This is a genomic window from Roseobacter sp. HKCCD5988 (assembly GCF_037830355.1).
In the GTDB taxonomy this organism is placed as follows: domain Bacteria; phylum Pseudomonadota; class Alphaproteobacteria; order Rhodobacterales; family Rhodobacteraceae; genus M30B80.
The window spans coordinates 392,770-409,392 of record NZ_JBBLYJ010000001.1 but is presented as its reverse complement, the minus strand read 5'-3'; the positions used below and the strand labels follow the sequence as shown (position 1 = coordinate 409,392).

Genomic DNA, 16,623 nt, shown 5'->3' with positions numbered 1-16,623 from the left:
TGATCCCCGCAGCAGTGCCTCAACCCAGATTGACGCTTGCGCATCGCTTCACGCGGGACAAGCAGATTTGGGTGGGCCGTGCGGTTGGTTTTCTTCAATGCGCCGATGGCGCGATGTCCTTTGGACTGCGCGATTGCATCGCTTGGCGGTATTCGAGATCGGTCTTCCATCGCGCTTTCCACTGGTCGGATGCGGCAAGACACAACCTTCCGCGAAGCAGTGCATCAGTATTTGCGCGAATTTGATCGCGTTTTCTGTCAGTTCGAGCAGGCTGCAACCGATGAAGATATTGTCAAACTCAGTGCCACCCGCAGCGCACGGGCCTTTATGTTGCTCGGGCGTGTGACTGGGATTTTTGACTAGGGCCCCAAGGCCGCATGGATCGCAGAGCGCAACAGCACCTCATGCCCCGCACCCAAAACACCGCCCTCCTCGGCATCACCATCGACAAGCATTTTTGCAAGATCATCAGGGGCCAAAGCGGCCAAACTCGCGGCAATCACCCGCACCTGTGCGGCATCTGGGATTTCGCCCGCTAAAGCATAATGTGCGATCTCTTTCGCCATCAAAGACGGCCAACATTCTGCCAACACGATAGGCCGCTCGATCCCGTCATAAGGCGCCACGGCAAGCGCCGACCCAAACTGCCCGCGCAAGGACTGCAATCTTGCGATCCCAAGGATCGCCTGAGATCCCACAGATCCCGTGGTGTAAAGCTTCCACCCCGGCTGCATTTTGCCATAGGCCAATTCAACTTTGCGCCGTTCTGGCAGATGATGTCCTTGGCGTAGGTCGCGCGCGGGCAGATCAGGGCAGGCCTGTGTTTTTGGCACGCACCAAAAGGGGCCAACCCCAGGAAAACGGCGGTTAAGCGCGCGGGCCACATCGAACCGATTATTCGCGTTGTCTGGCCCATCCTCAACCATCTGTGCAAAAAGCGGCCAAACCGATAGCGCATCGGCCTTGCCTGTCAGGTGCTTTGCAAAGCCCGCAGGGTAGGCGAAGGAAAAGTCAAAGGTCGCCAAGATGCGTTCATCCCGCATAAGGGTGTCTGTCATCAGCTGCTCAAGCGCGGCCATCGCATCGGCGCGCGTGCGATAATAGCTCACCTGTGGCGTTGCACCATGCGCCGAATGGGCAATGAAAATCGCGTCCTTCGTGGGGGCTTTGGGGCTTGGGGTGGCCCGTGCCGACCAATCGACCACCACGATATGATCAAAGCGTCCCGCGCTCACAAGGCCATCTCAGCGGCCTGTTCCAAATCAGCCTTTGTATTGATGTTGAAAAACACCTGTTCATGTGCATCAAGAGGGGCGGAAACCCCGCCCAATCGCGCCATGACATCGCGCATTTTGCGGCCACCCCCGCGCAATTCTGCCGCCAATGGATCGGCCAAATCAACATCCCATAGCGCAAATGTTGGATGTATGCCCCCGCTTTGATCCTGAGCAAAAACCAATGTGCCATGCCCTTGTGCGGCGCATAATTGCGCCACGATATCGCTTGGAAAAAACGGGCTGTCTGAGGCAAAGCTCATCACCCGCTGCGCCCCATGCATCTTGGCCGTGCGCAATGCCGCCAAAACGCCGCCAAGTGGCCCCATCGCGGCGAATGCGCCATCAGCAACCACATCAAGCCCAAGATCAGCATAAAGCGCGGGGTCGCCATTGGCGGAGAGGATCAAATGATCCACCTGCGGGCGCGCGCGGTCAATAACATGCGCATAGAGGCTTTGGCCCCGCAGCAGCAGCCGTCCCTTGTCCTGCCCGCCCATGCGGCGCGCTTCCCCGCCTGCCAAGATCACGCCACAGATCATTGCTTTGCCCTTATCCATCCGCGCAGATTGCATCCTTCGCCCATCAAGGCTAGATCGCATGAGCAGAAACGACAATGGTGCAAGATGCGCAAAACCCCCTCAGACTCGGCCTATCTCTCTGGGATCATTGGTGGATTGCCGTTCCTATTGGTGCTCCTGCCATTTGGTCTGTTATTTGGGGTTCTTGGCACAGAAGCGGGTCTGCCCCTGTCGCAAGTCATGGGATTTTCTTTCCTTGTCATTGCGGGTTCGGCCCAATTCACCGCGCTGCAGCTGATGACGGAAAATGCGCCCGTCTTGGTGGTTTTGGCCTCTGCTTTGGCTGTTAATCTGCGCATGGCGATGTATTCAGCCTCGATCACCCCGCATTTAGGGGCCGCGCCTTTATGGCAGCGTGCGCTGTTATCCTACATGTTGGTCGACCAAACCTATGCAATGGCCATGCAAACCTATGAGGCACAGCCTGAACGCTCGGTCAGATGGAAAGTGGTCTATTTCTTCGGACTTGCGACCCCGATTTCCCCCCTGTGGTATGGCGCGACCTATGCAGGTGCAGTCTTAGGGGCAACCATATCACCTGAATTTGCACTCGATTTCGCAGTTCCGATCACCTTTCTTGCATTGGTAGCCCCCGCCTTGCGCACACTTGCGCATATCGCGGCGGCAATGACCTCGGTGGTTATGGCGGTCTTACTAAATTGGATGCCCTATAACCTTTGGTTGATGGTCGCAGGGATCACCGCCATGATCGTTGGCGCAGAGGTGGAACGGCGCATGAGCCGTGCAAAGGCGAAGCTGACATGAGCGCCTATTCCGAAACTACAGTCTGGCTGATCATCGCTGCGCTTGGCTGCGGCACCTATCTGGTGCGGCTGTCCTTTTTGGGAATTTTGGGTAACCGCGATCTGCCAGAATGGGTCTTGCGCCATTTGCGCTATACACCAGTGGCGATCCTGCCCGCATTGATCACGCCCTTGGTGCTATGGCCGCAAGCCACAGGTGGCGCGCTAGATGCCCCGCGATTGAGCGCGGCAATGGTGGCCTTGAGCGTGGGGCTCTGGCGCAAAAACGCCATCGCGGCTGTCTTTGCAGGCATGACCACGTTATACGGCGTGGGTTATTTCCTCGGCTAAATCGGCAAGGCAGTGGTTGAAAATACGTTTTTCAGAGCAAAGCTCGATTGCATCTTCGATACCCCTGGCAAACGGGCCAGATATTCGCGATGCACGCGCGCGAAATCTTCGCTGCCGCGTGCCACCACCTTTAGAAGATAATCCGCGCTGCCTGCCATAAGATGGCATTCCAACACATCTGGCACCCGCTTCACGGCCTGCTCGAAGGCCTGCAAAACCTCGTCTGCCTGTCCTGACAGGCTGATTTCCACAAAGACGGTTGTCATCCGACCAATCGCGCGGTGATCCACCAAGGCGACATAATCTCGGATGATCCCCTCCTGCTCCAAGCGCGTGATCCGCCGATGACAGGACGAGGCGGACAAATTCACCTGTTCGGATAGCTCCGCATTGGTGATGCGGCCGTTCTTTTGCAAAACTTCCAAGATTTTGCGATCCGTGATGTCCAACTCAAAACCCATATCATCTCTCGCTAAAACGGCTTGCGCCCCGCCATGGTGACGGGGACGCATGTTTTATTCGTGCTTACTTCTTGGCCAGAGCATCACGGATTTCAATCAGAATGTCCAATTCGCTTGGGCCTGCAGGGGCTAAAGCGGCTTCTTCCTTCTCTGCTTCTGTCATCGATTTGATGCGGTTGACCAAACGCACCAGCATGAAAACCACAAAAGCTACGATCAAGAAATTGATGACCGCCATCACAAATTTCCCAATCGCAAAAACAGGCGCGCCTGCTTCGAGCGCCACGGCAAGCGAGGTATAGTCATTTCCGTCTAAGGCGTAGAACCAACCCGAGAAATCAATCCCGCCCGTAAATATAGCGATCAATGGATTGATCAAGTCGCCCACGAGTGACGTTACAATCGCAGTGAAGGCAGCCCCGATGATAATCCCCACAGCCATATCCATAACATTGCCACGGGCAATGAAGCTTTTGAATTCTGCAAACATATCTTTCCCCTTCTTGGGCGCAGAGCGCCCTCTCCGTTTTTGAACCCATCCTGCCGCCGCATAGGTTTGCGGCAGATAGGGTCAGATTAGAGACAGCGGTACCAATGGAACAATGGGGTTTGTGCAAAGTTTCAAAGAATTCCAAAAGCTGCGCGATGCCCGCCACTGGCAATCGAATGCTCAGCCATGGATGGCCCAAATGCGCTTGCGCGCTGCGCAAAGATGCGGGACAAGCTGAGATATGAGCAGCAGCGATCACATACCAAAGGCGGCATTATATTTAGGCTTAGCGGGGGTTTTGCCCTTTGCCTATGCCGTGCTGTGCTTGGTGATCCCCTCCGCCGCTCCCCTTGGCGACTGGCTTCTACCGAATTTCGCACCCGATATGCTGCTGCGCAATTATGGGATCGTGATCCTATGTTTTATGGCGGGGGTCATATGGGGCTTTGCTGTGCATGCGCCATCACCGCAGATGATGGGATATGGCCTTGCGGCATCCACGATCCCCGCATTGGTCGCGTTTTTCCTTGGATTTGGCCCAACCCATCAGGCTTTGCCAATCCTGATCATGGGCTTCTTGGCGCTTTTGCCCCTTGATGCATGGGCGATGCGTGCGGGCCTTGCACCGAACTGGTGGCTGCGGTTGCGCGGGCTTTTGAGCAGCCTTGTCATTTTGTGCCTAACACTGGGCGTCCTCTATGCCTGAGCTGTTCGCCTATACGGATGGGGCCTGTTCAGGCAACCCTGGCCCTGGTGGATGGGGTGCGCTGCTGCAAGCCAAGACTGGCGATGCCGTTGTCAAAGAACGCGAGCTCAAAGGTGGTGAAGCAGACACCACCAATAATCGAATGGAGCTTTTGGCCGCGATCAACGCGCTTGAGGCGTTGGAGCGTCCAAGCACGATTACCGTGGTGACAGATAGCGCCTATGTCAAAGGCGGCATCACCGAATGGCTGCGCAGTTGGAAACGCAATAATTGGCGCACCGCCACAAAAAAGCCTGTCAAAAACGAAGACCTTTGGCGGCGTTTAGATGAGGCGGCAGCGCGCCATCAGGTAACGTGGACATGGGTCAAGGGCCACGCAGGCCATCCCGAAAACGAACGCGCCGATGCCTTGGCCCGTGCGGGCATGGCCCCTTTCAAATAATCATAAGCCCAAAATTGTCCCTGGGGGCAAATCTGTGCCACGCAAGAAATCGGCAGCGGCCATGCGCGGCTTGCCCTCGGGTTGCAGTTCGGTGATCTCGATCGCGCCCGTGCCGCACGCGATTGTCAGGCCATCAATGACCGACCCTGCGGCAGCCCCATCGGGCCGCGCCTGCGCCCTTCGGCAGGCAAGGAATTTTAACCGCCGCCCCGAATGCGTTGTCCATGCACCAGGAAAGGGTGAAAGGCCGCGAATTTGGCGGTCAATCTCTGCGGCATCATTCGACCAGTCTATAGCAGCCTCGGCCTTGTCGATCTTTTCGGCATAGGTCACGCCTTCTTGCGGCTGCGGAACAGGGGTGAGACTGTCAAACTCGGCAAGCGCGGCAACAATCGCCTCAGCGCCAAGCTGCGAAAGACGATCATGCAGCGCGGCCGTGGTATCCTCCGCGCCGATTGACAGGGTGCGGGTCAATAAAACTGGCCCCGTATCAAGCCCCGCCTCCATTCGCATAATGGAAATGCCTGTCTCATCATCCCCCGCCATAATCGCACGATGAATAGGGGCCGCGCCACGCCAACGCGGCAAAAGCGAAGCATGGATATTCACACAGCCCAAGCGCGGCGTATCAAGCACCGCCTGAGGCAAGATCAAACCATACGCCACAACCACGGCAATATCGGCAGCCCATGCTATGAATTCGGCCTGTGCCTCGGCATTGCGCAAGGTTTCAGGATGGCGCACTGGCAGGTGCAGATCTTCGGCCAAAGCCTGAACAGGGGTCACGCGGGGTTTCTTGCCGCGCCCCGCGGGACGGGGTGGCTGACAATAGACCGCGGCAATCTCATGCCCCGCCGCAATCAAGCCGCGCAAAGGCGCACAAGAAAATTCGGGCGAGCCCATGAAAACAATGCGCAAAGCTACACCTTATCGCGCGCGATATCGCGCTTGAGCTTTTGCATTTTTCGGGTGATCAGTTGCCGCTTCAAGGGCTTGAGATAATCGATAAAGAGAACTCCATCGAGGTGGTCAATCTCATGCTGCACGCAAGTGGCCCATAGCCCCGTAAATGTCTCGCGCTGCAAAACGCCATCGCGATCCAACCATTCCACTGTCACATCGCGCGGACGCTCGACATCAGCATAAACATCTGGGATCGACAAACAGCCTTCCTCGTGGATGTTTTTTTCATCCGAGGATTCCACGATCTTGGGGTTGAACATCGCGGTCGGGCGGGGTGTTGCCCCTTCCTCTTTGACGCAATCCATCACGATCACGCGCTGATCAATCCCAATTTGTGGCGCAGCCAGACCAATACCGGGCGCGTGATACATCGTCTTGAGCATATCATCTGCAAGAGCGCGCAACTCATCCGAGAGGTCGGGCACATCTTGTGCGATCTTTTTCAGACGAGGATCAGGATGGATTAATATTGGGTAAATCATGGCCTGTGGCATAAGCGAATTCTGCGCCCCGCGCAACCAGCGCGGCTTGGATTTGCACAGGGCAGGCGCGCCTGATAGGCTGATGTGAGAAATCTGGTAAAAACAGAACAAATATTCTAATTATACGGAAATTATAAAGACATTGTTCTAATAAATTTATTTGATTTAGAACATATGTCCATTTATATGATATATCGAAGAACGCGACGCACATGCCGCCAAAGAATGGAAAACACCGATGAACTTTGACGAAATCATCAATCGCCAAGGCACCCATTCATTAAAATGGGATATGATGTCGTCAATTTATGGGATTGGCCCAGAAGATGGGTTGTCTATGTGGGTGGCAGATATGGATTTCCGCCCGCCCCAATCCGTGCAAACCGCGCTGCAAAACATGCTCGATCATGGCATTTACGGCTATTACGGCGATGAACGCGCCTATCGCGCCGCCATTGGATGGTGGATGGCAAACCGCCACGGCTGGGAGATTGAGCCCGACTGGATTTTCACCACCCATGGCTTGGTCAACGGAACGGCCCTTTGCGTGGATACCTATACGCAAGAGGGAGATGGCGTGGTTCTAATGACGCCCGTCTATCATGCCTTTGCCCGCGTGATCCGCGCTGCCAATCGTCAGGTGGTCGAATGCCCCCTTGCACTGATTGAAGGCAAATATCACCTCGACATCCCCGCATGGGATGCGGCGATGACAGGGCGCGAGAAAATGTTGATCCTCTGCTCCCCCCATAATCCAGGCGGCAGGGTTTGGACTGTTGAAGAATTGCAGGCAATTGCCGATTTCGCGCGTAGACATGATCTAATCTTGGTTTCAGATGAAATCCACCATGACCTGATCATGCCCGGCCATACCCATACGCCAATGGCGAAAATTGACGGGATCATGGATCGTTTGGTGATGATGACCGCGACCACCAAAACCTTTAACATTGCGGGTGGCCATTCGGGCAATGTGATCATCCCTGATGCTGAGCTGCGCAAACGCTTTGCCGCGCGCATGGGCGCATTGGGGATTTCGGCCAATTCCTTTGGCCTTGCAATGGCCGAGGCGGCCTATAGCCCCGAAGGTGCAGAATGGGTCGATGCGCTTTGCGCCTATCTTGCGAAAAACGCAGAAACATTTGATGCAGGCATCACCAAAATTCCAGGCCTAAAGCCCATGAAATTAGAGGCGACCTATTTGTCATGGGTCGACTTTTCGGGAACTGGCATGAGCCATGAAGAATCCATAGCCCGTGTGGAAGGGGACGCGCGGATCGCCACCAATTACGGGTCAAGCTTCGGCTTGGGTGGCACGCCATTCCTGCGATTTAATCTCGGCATGCCCCATGCGCAGATTGAAGAGGCGGTTGTGCGGATGCAAAAGGCTTTTGCTGATTTGCAATAGTCACGCAGCGCGGGCTGCACGCCCCCGCGCAAAGCGCATGTGCAGCAAATATGTTGCCAGTGAGGCCACCACAATCGCACCGCCCACCATCATCAAAGGGGTCGGCGCCTCGCCCACGCCAACCCAGACAAGGATAGGGCCAAGCACTGTTTCTAACAGCATCAAAAGGCTGACATTGGCCGATGCCGTATATCGGTTTGCCAGCGTAAGCAGGAAAAAACTGGCAGGCAAAATCACCGCGCCTGTCACCAAAATCAAAAACACATCAAAGCTGCTTGCCCCGCTTGGCACGCCGAAGGCCCACCCCACCATGCCCGACACAAGAGCCCCAAGGCCCATACCGAGTAAAATCGGCAATTGATGGTGCTTGCGGATCAGAACAAAGGTCATGGCCAGAAACCCACCCATAGACAGGCCCATCAAGCCGCCCCAAAGCGTGGCTAAATCGAAGGGCAGGCCCGCATCGGATTTGCCGAATATCGCCAGAGCAATCCCGAAAAGAACCGCCCCAATCGTCAACCATGTGGCGCGGGTCGTAGGCTCGCCCAATATCAAATGAGACAACACCGCCGAGAAAATCGGAACGGTTGCAACGCCCATCAACACCACAGTGACGGGGGCCACCGCGATGGCCACGCTGAAAAGCGTCCCATTCAGCGCCTGACACAAAACCAACAAAGCACCTGCGCCCGTGGCAAGGGCTGACACTTCAACAAGATGCCGCCCACGCGCGGCTATCAGCCAAGCCGCAATCAGCACCAAACCCATCGCCGTGCCGCGCCAGCCCAACATCTCGAACCCGCCCATACCAGACAAGCGCATCAGCAACGTATCAGGCGCGATGATCAACGCGCCCGTTAGTGCAAGAAATAAGCCATACGCAGGATGCTGTTTCATTAGGTGGCTCCGCAAAATCTTTACTTCGCCGCTATAGGCCTGATCGCGTTCAGCGGCAACGGCACGGGGGTAAACGGGGTCTAATTTCCAGAAATTTCTATTTTGCCGCAGTGCAGCACTTGCGGAACTCCGCGTAATATCATACCCAAAGATCAACAAAAAACGAAACTTCCTTGCGCGATCCTAGCGCATCATCCGCCGAAGGAACATCTGATGAGCTTCCGCCTCCAGCCCCAACCTGTGGCCCGCCCAAACCGTTGTCAGCTTTTCGGGCCTGGCTCGAATGTGAAACTTTTTGAGAAAATGGCGGCCTCGGCAGCGGATGTCATCAACTTAGATCTCGAAGACTCCGTTGCCCCCAGTGACAAAGAAGCGGCCCGCGCGAATGTGATCGAGGCCATCGGTGCAGTTGATTGGGGCAAAAAGATCCTCAGCGTGCGGATCAACGGGCTTGATACGCCCTATTGGTATCGGGATGTGGTTGATCTGCTGGAAAACGCGTCCGACCGTCTGGATCAGATCATGATCCCAAAGGTGGGAAATGCCGCTGATATTTACACGGTCGATGCGCTTGTTTCAGCGATTGAAGCCGCCAAAGGCCGCCAAAAGCGGATAAATTTCGAGGTCATTATCGAATCTGCGGCAGGCATTGCCCATGTTGAAGAAATCACCGCCGCATCGCCCCGCCTTGTCGCCATGAGCCTAGGGGCTGCGGATTTCGCGGCCTCAATGGGCATGCAGACCACGGGCATCGGCGGCACGCAGGAAAATTACTATATGCTGCACGATGGGGCGCGGCATTATTCTGATCCATGGCATTGGGCACAGACCGCGATTGTTGCCGCCTGCCGCACCCATGGCGTCTTGCCCGTAGATGGGCCATTTGGCGATTTCTCGGATGATGAAGGCTATCGCGCGCAGGCCCGCCGCTCGGCCACTTTGGGTATGGTTGGAAAATGGGCCATCCATCCCAAGCAAATCGCACTCGCCAATGAGGTGTTCACCCCGTCAGAGGCAGCGGTGGCCGAAGCGCAAGAAATTCTGGCCGCTATGGAAGACGCTAAGCGCAGCGGCGCAGGGGCGACTGTCTATAAGGGCCGCTTGGTCGATATCGCTTCGATCAAACAGGCTGAGGTGATTGTCAAACAAGCACAGATGATTGCTCAAGGCTAATCAAGCGCGCTTGTTCGTTGCATCTTTGGTCAGGCTTAGCCATATAGGCATAAGCCAGTAACGACCCATGCCGCAGACGCGGCCATGCCCTGCGGAGGTGTGATGAACTATCTCGATTTCGAAAAACCCTTGGCCGAGATTGAAGGCAAGGCAGAAGAGTTGCGCGCAATGGCGCGTGGCAATTCTGAAATGGATGTCGAGGCAGAGGCAAAAGCGCTGGATAAAAAGGCGCAAGATATCTTGAAGGATCTCTATAAAAACCTCACCCCTTGGCGCAAATGCCAAGTTGCGCGTCACCCCGACAGGCCACATTGCCGCGATTACATCAACGCGCTGTTCACCGAATATACCCCGCTTGCCGGGGATCGGAACTTTGCCGATGACCACGCCGTGATGGGGGGGATTGCACGATTCAATGATCGCCCCGTTGTGGTGATTGGTCACGAAAAGGGCAATGACACCAAATCACGCATTGAACATAACTTCGGCATGGCGCGGCCCGAAGGCTATCGCAAAGCCGTGCGTTTAATGGATATGGCTGATCGATTTGGCCTGCCGGTTGTTACTTTGGTCGACACCCCTGGCGCCTATCCTGGAAAAGGGGCTGAGGAACGCGGCCAATCTGAGGCCATTGCGCGGTCAACGCAGAAATGCCTCGAAATTGGTGTGCCTTTGATCAGCGTGATTATTGGCGAAGGCGGATCAGGCGGTGCCGTGGCCTTTGCCACCGCAGATCACCTCGCCATGTTGGAACATTCGATTTACTCGGTCATCAGCCCCGAGGGCTGCGCCTCAATCCTCTGGAAAGACGCCGAACGGATGCGCGAAGCCGCAGAGGCCTTGCGCCTAACTGCACAGGACTTGCAAAAATTGGGCGTCTGCGACCGCATCATCCCCGAACCAATGGGCGGCGCGCAGCGCGACAAAGCGGCAACCATCGCGGCAGTTGGTCAGGCCATCGAGGCAATGCTTGCCTCAACAAAGGGCATGGATCGCAAAAAGCTGATTTCTGCACGGCGCAAGAAATATCTTGATTTGGGCTCGAAGGGCTTGGCAGCTTAAAGCCCCGTTTCGTCCATCAGTGCATCTGAGGCGGCCTCAATCTCGCGTTCGAGATGCGCCATCACCTGCTGCACATCTTGCCCTGCGGGGATCGGTGGCAAAAACTCAACCACCGCAAGACCGGATTTGCGTGCAATGCCGATGCGAGGCCAGAACAGGCCGACATTGGTGGCCGCAGGCACACATGGCATTTTTGTGCGTTCAACCAATACGCCCACCCCAACCTTATAGGGCTTACTGACACGTGGGGCCACGCGGGTGCCTTGCGGGAATATGATCAACTGCCCCTCATCGCCCATGCCCGCCAGCACACCATCGACCATAGCTTGAATGGCCTGCCCCCGCTTGCCGCGGTCAACCGCAACACAGCCAAGCCGCGCTGCATACCAGCCCAAAAAAGGCGCGTTTTTGAGGGATTTCTTCATAATGAATCGCGGGCGCGGAAGCACCGAGGTCAGGATGATAATATCAAAAAAACTTTGATGCTTTGAGGCCACAATCACCTCACCCTGAGGCACATCCCCCCGCACTTCTGAGCGCAGACCAACCAACAGCGCCGCCGTCCACCGCACGTAGCGCGCATAAAACCGCACGCCTGCCACAGCGCCTTGTCGCGAGACAATCGCCCATGGGGCGAAGGCCAGCGCGACGAACGGGATCATCAGATACATCTGACCAACAAAGATCAGGGATCTTACCCACTGGATCATGGCATGCCTCGCAAAGTTCGGAAGGCCGCAGCCTTGGTCGCTTGGAAAGACACAAAAGCGATCATCACGGGAATAATCAAGGGCAAGAGCCACTCAAGGCCCGAAAAGCTCAGACCCACCATAAAGCTTTGCGCGCTTGCTTGATTTGGAAAAACCAACAGCGCGCCTATCCCAAGCGCGGCGCCGCACCCGCCCCCAATCAAACTGCGCAAGGCAAATCTTCGCACGAAGGCCCCCGCGATATAGGCATCACGTGCACCAACCAATCGCAAGACGCGCATCACGGCCTTGGATTGCCCATGCAGCATTGCTAAATGGGGAAGAATACCGCCATATAGAGGCGGTACGCGGCCCCCGTGCAAAGATTGAACTCAAAGGGATTATACCACCCATATGCGCCTGACTTGTCCAAATTGCGGCGCGCGTTACGAGATTGATGACGCGCTAATCCCTGCTGAAGGGCGGGATGTGCAATGTTCCAATTGTTCAACAAATTGGTTCCAGTCTGGTGCGGTTGCGGTTGACCCGTTGAGCGCAGCACCTGCAAGCCCTGAACCTGCAGGCCCCGCGCCAGAGGCCCCACGCCGTGAGCTTGACCCAAGCTTGCGGGCACTCTTACGCGAAGAGGCGGAGCGCGAAGAACGCCTGCGCCGCGAAGAAGCCGAAGGTTTGGAGCGGCAGGATGAAATGGCGCTGCAAGACCCTGCGCCGACCAATGCCGCCGCGCCAGAGCCGCGAACCCCAGAACAGCAAACCAAAAACCGCGCAACGCTGTTGCCAGATATTGAGGAAATCAACGCTGCGCTTCAACCGCAAAAGGCTGCGCCACGCCCCGCGCCGAAACAGAAAAGCGCAAGCCAAGCAACGGCACCTGACGCAGCACGCCGCAAGGGTCGCAATGCAGGTCTATTGCTGAGCTTGGGACTGGGCATGATTGCAATAGGCGTTTACAGCAATGCCGCCCAGTTGGGCGAAGCTGTGCCCACCGCCGCGCCTTATCTAACCCAATTTGCCAAAGGTGTCGATGCACTGCGCGACCAAATCCTAGACTGGCTGCGCGAAACTTTGCCTGCGCTTGAGGCACAGATTATAGCCTTGATCGCCTCTTTCACTCAGTAAGGCTCAATCAGACGTCTGAGATAATCACGCTCTTGGTCTGGGCGCGTGGTTTCACCCGAGCGGCGGCGCAGTTCCTCAAGCAATTCCTCTGCACGCCGCGCGGCCTCTTGGCGGGACAATGGCCCGCCTGCCACACCTGCCCCTTCGCCCCCCGTGGCGCGACCAAGCGGGTCGGTCAATGGGCGCGCAGATCCTTGCTGCTGTCCACCTTGCTGCGCCTCACCCATCTGTGGCGCATCATCCTCGCGGGGGGCGCCACCCTCATCGGCAAAGGCGCGCCCCAACTGATCCATACCCTCGCGCAATGCATCCATAGCGTCCGCCTGACGATCCAAAGCACCCGCCATATCGCCCTCTTCCAAAGCGCGCGCCGCATCACGCATCGCGCGTTCCGCCTCGTCTAAACGATCCCGCGCCGCTTGGCCTTCTTCACGCCCTTGGCCCGGCAAGTTTTCTGCCTGCTCACGCAAGCTTTCGCGCAATACCTCTTGGCGATCGGCAAGGGATTGTTCCCCATCTTGGTCAGAAGGCTCGCCCTGACCAAAACTATCTTGGAAGGACCGAAAACTATCATCCGCCAAACCCTGCTGTTCACGCAACGTGTCGCGCAGATTTTCCATTGCGCGTTCGCCCGCGGAACCCTGCCCCTGCCCTTGGGTCACTTCCATATTTTCAAGCATTTGTGACAAGGCATCTAGCATCGCCTGCGCCTCGGCCATGCGCCCTTGCTCCATCAACTCCTGAATTTGATCCATCATCTGGGACAGATCATTCATCGACAACTCCATCCCCTCTTGTCCCTGATCGGGGCTGTCTGTGGGGGTGTCACTGGGTTCGGCAGATTGCGCCAATTCACGGATGTAATCATCCATGGCACGCTGTAAATCTTCCATCAGCTGAGCGATTTCTTCGTCACTGGCCCCGCGCCGCATCGCCTCGGATAAGCGTTCTTGCGCTTGGCGAAGGGCCGCTAACGCATCATCTAAATCAATCTCCTCGAGATCTACCGCCACCTGCCAGAGGATTTCCGCCAATTCATCACGGGTTTCACGAGCCAAGGGCGCAGGGGCCGCCTCTATGCGGCGAATGACACTGCGCAGGGGCAAATAGGTTGCCTCATCCTCCAAATAGGTCTGCGGCGCATAGGTGATGGCGCGCAAAACCTGCTCCACGCGCGGCGCATTTTCAACCGACCACAAAAGGTCACGGCGCTGTTCAATGAGGCTCGCCGCGAGCGGGTCAAAAAACCTTCGGGATGGCAAACGTGCCACCTGCAAGGTCGCGCGACCCGTTTGGCCCAAATCATCTTCGACTGTGACCGTGAGGGTCACCGGTAAGTTCGCCAAAACGGATTTTGAGAGATCTTCGATCAAGGTTTCCGAAAAAGCCGCCCGATCCCCCGAAAACGGCATCGGCAAATCAAAAACCAAATCATCGCGGAGTTCAGGCGGAACGTTCAGCCCATAGCGCCGCGTCACAGCTTCTAGATCAAGCGATAGGGTGGCCGCCCCGCCTAGAACCGCAAAATCATCTTCCGCGCGATAGGCAATCGCTGTTTGATCAGGGGCCTCAAGCTGCGGCACCCCTAATATCGTGACGCTTGGTGGTGCATCAGGGGTCACGATAAACCGCCATGCTGCGTCACCAATCGCGACATCCCCTGATTGCGAGATGATCAGATCATCGGCTAAAGCACCTGCCTGATCGCCAAAGCTATGGGTGACCTCCATCGCATCTGCGCTGTCATATATGCGCAAAATCAGACGCGTGCCCGTGACAACTTCGATCGCGCTTGCATCCGCATGTGGCAAATCCTGCAGGTAAAGCGTGGGTAGCCCTGTGTAACGCGGCGGCTCAACCCATGCTTCCCAACTGGGGCCTACACCAATCTGTGATCCTTGAGACGGTTGCACCTCACGCGCAGGGTTGCCAAAAATCAGCGCCATCGCCAAAGCGGTCAGCGCAATTAAGCGCAGCGCATAAGGATCACGGCGGGCTAAGTGTGGAGCGGGTTTAATCGGCTCAAACCCCGCAAGATCACGCTGCATCCGCGCCAAATGCGCCTGCCACAGAGCCGCAGTGCGGATTTGACCACGACCAACCGAAATCTCATCCAAATATGCGCTGATCGGGCGATGAGGGTGGCTGTGGTCAAGCCGCGCAAGGGCTGCATCACGGCGGGGCCATTGAAATGCGGCAACCCCGCGCCACACCGTTGTGACAAGTAAGCCCGCCAAAACAATCCAAATCGCAGGGTACAAAAGAGCCGCCCCCGCGAAAACCCAAACCGCATAGGACAGCGCAACAAGAGACAAAAACGGCCAAAAGGCACCCAAGCCGCGCTCCCAGATCAAGGCGGCCCATGTCAGGCGCAGGGGCCAGCGGATCTGCTGCATTACCTGTGCGGTTTTGTCGATCTCGTTCATCAGCCCCATCATCTGCGGCCTGATTCCAACCCAATCAGGCGGGTTCTGGCATTATAGCCATTCAGGAACGATATCGCGGTTGATGATTTCGTCAAACTCTGGACGTTTGCGGATGACGCTGAATTGATCATCTTTCACCAAAACCTCTGGGATCAGAGGCCGCGTGTTATACTCGCTCGACATAACCGCGCCATAGGCCCCTGCCGACCGAAAGGCCACAAGATCCCCCGCGACAAGTTTCGGCAAATTGCGGGCTTTGGCGAATGTGTCGCCTGTCTCGCAGACAGGGCCAACCACGTCATAGGGGCGCTGCTCGGCGGCAGCTTCGGCCTCAATCACGGGGATGATGTCATGCCACGCGCCATACATCGCAGGGCGGATCAGATCATTCATTGCCGCATCCAAGATCAAGAAATCGCGCCCCTCGCCCGACTTCACATAGATCACCTCGGACACCAAAATCCCTGCATTTCCTGAAATCAGGCGGCCAGGTTCGATTTCAACCTCAACACCCAAATCCCCAACACAGCGCTTGATCAAAGACCCGTATTCAACGGGCAAAGGCGGCGCAGAATTTGACCGCTCATAGGGGATACCCAACCCACCCCCCAAATCTAGACGGCGGATATTGTGCCCATCCGCACGCAAGGCGCGCGTCAAATCGGCTACTTTGTTATAGGCCAACTCGAATGGGGAAAGGTCGGTGAGCTGGCTGCCAATATGCACATCAACCCCGATCACATCTATAGCGGGCAGACTTGCCGCATAGGCGTAGACCTCACGGGCACGGGCAATGGGGATACCAAATTTATTTTCAGATTTACCTGTGGCGATCTTTTCGTGCGTTTTCGCATCAACATCGGGATTAACACGAATGGTAATCGGTGCCGTCACGCCAAGGCTCTGTGCGACCTCGGACAGAACGGCCAGTTCAGGCTCTGACTCCACGTTGAATTGCCGAATGCCGCCTTCGAGAACAGTGCGCATCTCTGCGCGGGTCTTACCCACGCCAGAAAACACGATTTTCGATCCATCAACACCCGCAGCGCGTGCGCGGGCATATTCGCCGCCAGACACAACATCCATACCCGCGCCCAAATTGCCCAAATGGCGCAATACCGCTTGGTTCGAGTTGGATTTCACCGCGAAACAAACAAGATTGTCCAAGCCCGCAAGCGCGTCTTTGAACAAACTATAATGGCGGGTCAGCGTGGCGGTAGAATAGAGGTAGAACGGCGTGCCAACCTGAGCGGCGATTTCGCGCACGGCAACATCCTCGGCATAAAGCTCGCCGTTCTTATAAAGAAAATGATCCATTGCTCGACCTCCGCACGG

Annotated in this window: 19 protein-coding genes and 1 pseudogene; 9 read left to right on the top strand and 11 right to left on the bottom strand. The window is 56.4% G+C overall.

Annotation, left to right across the window (positions count from 1 at the left end):
• Positions 1–129: 129 nt before the first annotated feature.
• Positions 130–363: pseudogene (locus AAC636_RS02065) on the top strand (hypothetical protein); the annotation flags it as partial.
• Here AAC636_RS02065 and AAC636_RS02060 read toward each other — a convergent pair.
• Both AAC636_RS02060 and mobA read right to left on the bottom strand, forming a co-directional pair.
• Positions 360–1,235, bottom strand: coding sequence for a molybdopterin guanine dinucleotide synthesis (locus AAC636_RS02060; protein ID WP_340300226.1), 876 nt, complete (start codon positions 1,233–1,235; stop codon positions 360–362). The pseudogene AAC636_RS02065 and the gene AAC636_RS02060 sit on opposite strands and share 4 nt — an antisense overlap.
• Positions 1,232–1,834 (bottom strand): molybdenum cofactor guanylyltransferase MobA, encoded by a 603-nt coding sequence (gene mobA, locus AAC636_RS02055; protein WP_340300225.1) that lies wholly within the window; start codon positions 1,832–1,834, stop codon positions 1,232–1,234. The genes AAC636_RS02060 and mobA overlap by 4 nt, the downstream gene beginning before the upstream one ends.
• A 66-nt stretch (positions 1,835–1,900) precedes the next feature.
• On the opposite strand from mobA, the gene AAC636_RS02050 reads away from it, so the two are divergent.
• Together AAC636_RS02050 and AAC636_RS02045 are read left to right on the top strand one after the other, a co-directional pair.
• A complete protein-coding gene (locus AAC636_RS02050) occupies positions 1,901–2,620 on the top strand; it encodes an AzlC family ABC transporter permease (RefSeq protein WP_340300224.1) in 720 nt (239 codons plus the stop codon).
• Positions 2,617–2,949 carry an AzlD domain-containing protein gene (locus AAC636_RS02045; RefSeq protein WP_340253016.1) on the top strand — a complete coding sequence of 111 codons (333 nt, stop codon included), beginning with the start codon at positions 2,617–2,619 and terminating at the stop codon, positions 2,947–2,949. The genes AAC636_RS02050 and AAC636_RS02045 overlap by 4 nt, the downstream gene beginning before the upstream one ends.
• On the opposite strand, the gene AAC636_RS02040 is transcribed toward AAC636_RS02045, so the two are convergent.
• Positions 2,946–3,410 carry an Lrp/AsnC family transcriptional regulator gene (locus tag AAC636_RS02040; RefSeq protein ID WP_340253018.1) on the bottom strand — a complete coding sequence of 155 codons (465 nt, stop codon included), beginning with the start codon at positions 3,408–3,410 and terminating at the stop codon, positions 2,946–2,948. The two genes, AAC636_RS02045 and AAC636_RS02040, sit on opposite strands and share 4 nt — an antisense overlap.
• A 64-nt stretch (positions 3,411–3,474) precedes the next feature.
• Entirely contained in the window at positions 3,475–3,900 is a 426-nt protein-coding gene (gene mscL / locus AAC636_RS02035; protein ID WP_340253020.1) for a large conductance mechanosensitive channel protein MscL, read from the bottom strand.
• Between the two features lie 241 nt (positions 3,901–4,141).
• Here mscL and AAC636_RS02030 point away from each other — a divergent pair, with 241 nt between their 5' ends.
• Positions 4,142–4,606, top strand: coding sequence for a DUF3429 domain-containing protein (locus AAC636_RS02030; protein WP_340300223.1), 465 nt, complete (start codon positions 4,142–4,144; stop codon positions 4,604–4,606).
• Positions 4,599–5,048, top strand: coding sequence for a ribonuclease HI (gene rnhA, locus AAC636_RS02025; protein WP_340244250.1), 450 nt, complete (start codon positions 4,599–4,601; stop codon positions 5,046–5,048). The genes AAC636_RS02030 and rnhA overlap by 8 nt, the downstream gene beginning before the upstream one ends.
• Here the strand turns inward: rnhA and fmt are convergent, their stop codons facing one another.
• Together fmt and def are read right to left on the bottom strand one after the other, a co-directional pair.
• On the bottom strand, positions 5,049–5,966 hold the full coding sequence (gene fmt, locus AAC636_RS02020; RefSeq protein ID WP_340300222.1) for a methionyl-tRNA formyltransferase: 918 nt from the start codon (positions 5,964–5,966) through the stop codon (positions 5,049–5,051).
• Between the two features lie 2 nt (positions 5,967–5,968).
• Positions 5,969–6,505 (bottom strand): peptide deformylase, encoded by a 537-nt coding sequence (gene def / locus AAC636_RS02015; protein ID WP_445322531.1) that lies wholly within the window; start codon positions 6,503–6,505, stop codon positions 5,969–5,971.
• Between the two features lie 226 nt (positions 6,506–6,731).
• On the opposite strand from def, the gene AAC636_RS02010 reads away from it, so the two are divergent.
• Positions 6,732–7,901, top strand: a complete 1,170-nt coding sequence (locus AAC636_RS02010) for a MalY/PatB family protein (protein ID WP_340300221.1) — start codon at positions 6,732–6,734, stop codon at positions 7,899–7,901.
• On the opposite strand, the gene AAC636_RS02005 is transcribed toward AAC636_RS02010, so the two are convergent.
• Positions 7,902–8,798 (bottom strand): DMT family transporter, encoded by an 897-nt coding sequence (locus AAC636_RS02005; protein WP_340300220.1) that lies wholly within the window; start codon positions 8,796–8,798, stop codon positions 7,902–7,904.
• A gap of 213 nt (positions 8,799–9,011) precedes the next feature.
• Between AAC636_RS02005 and AAC636_RS02000 the strand changes: the two genes are divergently transcribed.
• Positions 9,012–9,971 carry an L-malyl-CoA/beta-methylmalyl-CoA lyase gene (locus AAC636_RS02000; protein WP_340300219.1) on the top strand — a complete coding sequence of 320 codons (960 nt, stop codon included), beginning with the start codon at positions 9,012–9,014 and terminating at the stop codon, positions 9,969–9,971.
• 102 nt (positions 9,972–10,073) lie between these two features.
• On the top strand, positions 10,074–11,033 hold the full coding sequence (locus tag AAC636_RS01995; RefSeq protein WP_340300218.1) for an acetyl-CoA carboxylase carboxyltransferase subunit alpha: 960 nt from the start codon (positions 10,074–10,076) through the stop codon (positions 11,031–11,033).
• On the opposite strand, the gene AAC636_RS01990 is transcribed toward AAC636_RS01995, so the two are convergent.
• Both AAC636_RS01990 and AAC636_RS01985 read right to left on the bottom strand, forming a co-directional pair.
• Positions 11,030–11,695, bottom strand: a complete 666-nt coding sequence (locus AAC636_RS01990) for a lysophospholipid acyltransferase family protein (RefSeq protein ID WP_340300217.1) — start codon at positions 11,693–11,695, stop codon at positions 11,030–11,032. The genes AAC636_RS01995 and AAC636_RS01990 overlap by 4 nt on opposite strands.
• A gap of 44 nt (positions 11,696–11,739) precedes the next feature.
• A complete protein-coding gene (locus AAC636_RS01985; protein ID WP_340300216.1) occupies positions 11,740–12,105 on the bottom strand; it encodes an FtsX-like permease family protein in 366 nt (121 codons plus the stop codon).
• Positions 12,106–12,136: 31 nt separating this feature from the next.
• Here AAC636_RS01985 and AAC636_RS01980 point away from each other — a divergent pair, with 31 nt between their 5' ends.
• Complete coding sequence (locus tag AAC636_RS01980) at positions 12,137–12,862, top strand: zinc-ribbon domain-containing protein (protein ID WP_340300215.1); 726 nt, start codon at positions 12,137–12,139, stop codon at positions 12,860–12,862.
• On the opposite strand, the gene AAC636_RS01975 is transcribed toward AAC636_RS01980, so the two are convergent.
• Entirely contained in the window at positions 12,856–15,288 is a 2,433-nt protein-coding gene (locus tag AAC636_RS01975; protein WP_340300214.1) for a DUF4175 domain-containing protein, read from the bottom strand. The genes AAC636_RS01980 and AAC636_RS01975 overlap by 7 nt on opposite strands.
• Positions 15,289–15,339: 51 nt before the next feature.
• Positions 15,340–16,605 (bottom strand): diaminopimelate decarboxylase, encoded by a 1,266-nt coding sequence (gene lysA, locus AAC636_RS01970; RefSeq protein WP_340300213.1) that lies wholly within the window; start codon positions 16,603–16,605, stop codon positions 15,340–15,342.
• Positions 16,606–16,623: the final 18 nt, after the last annotated feature.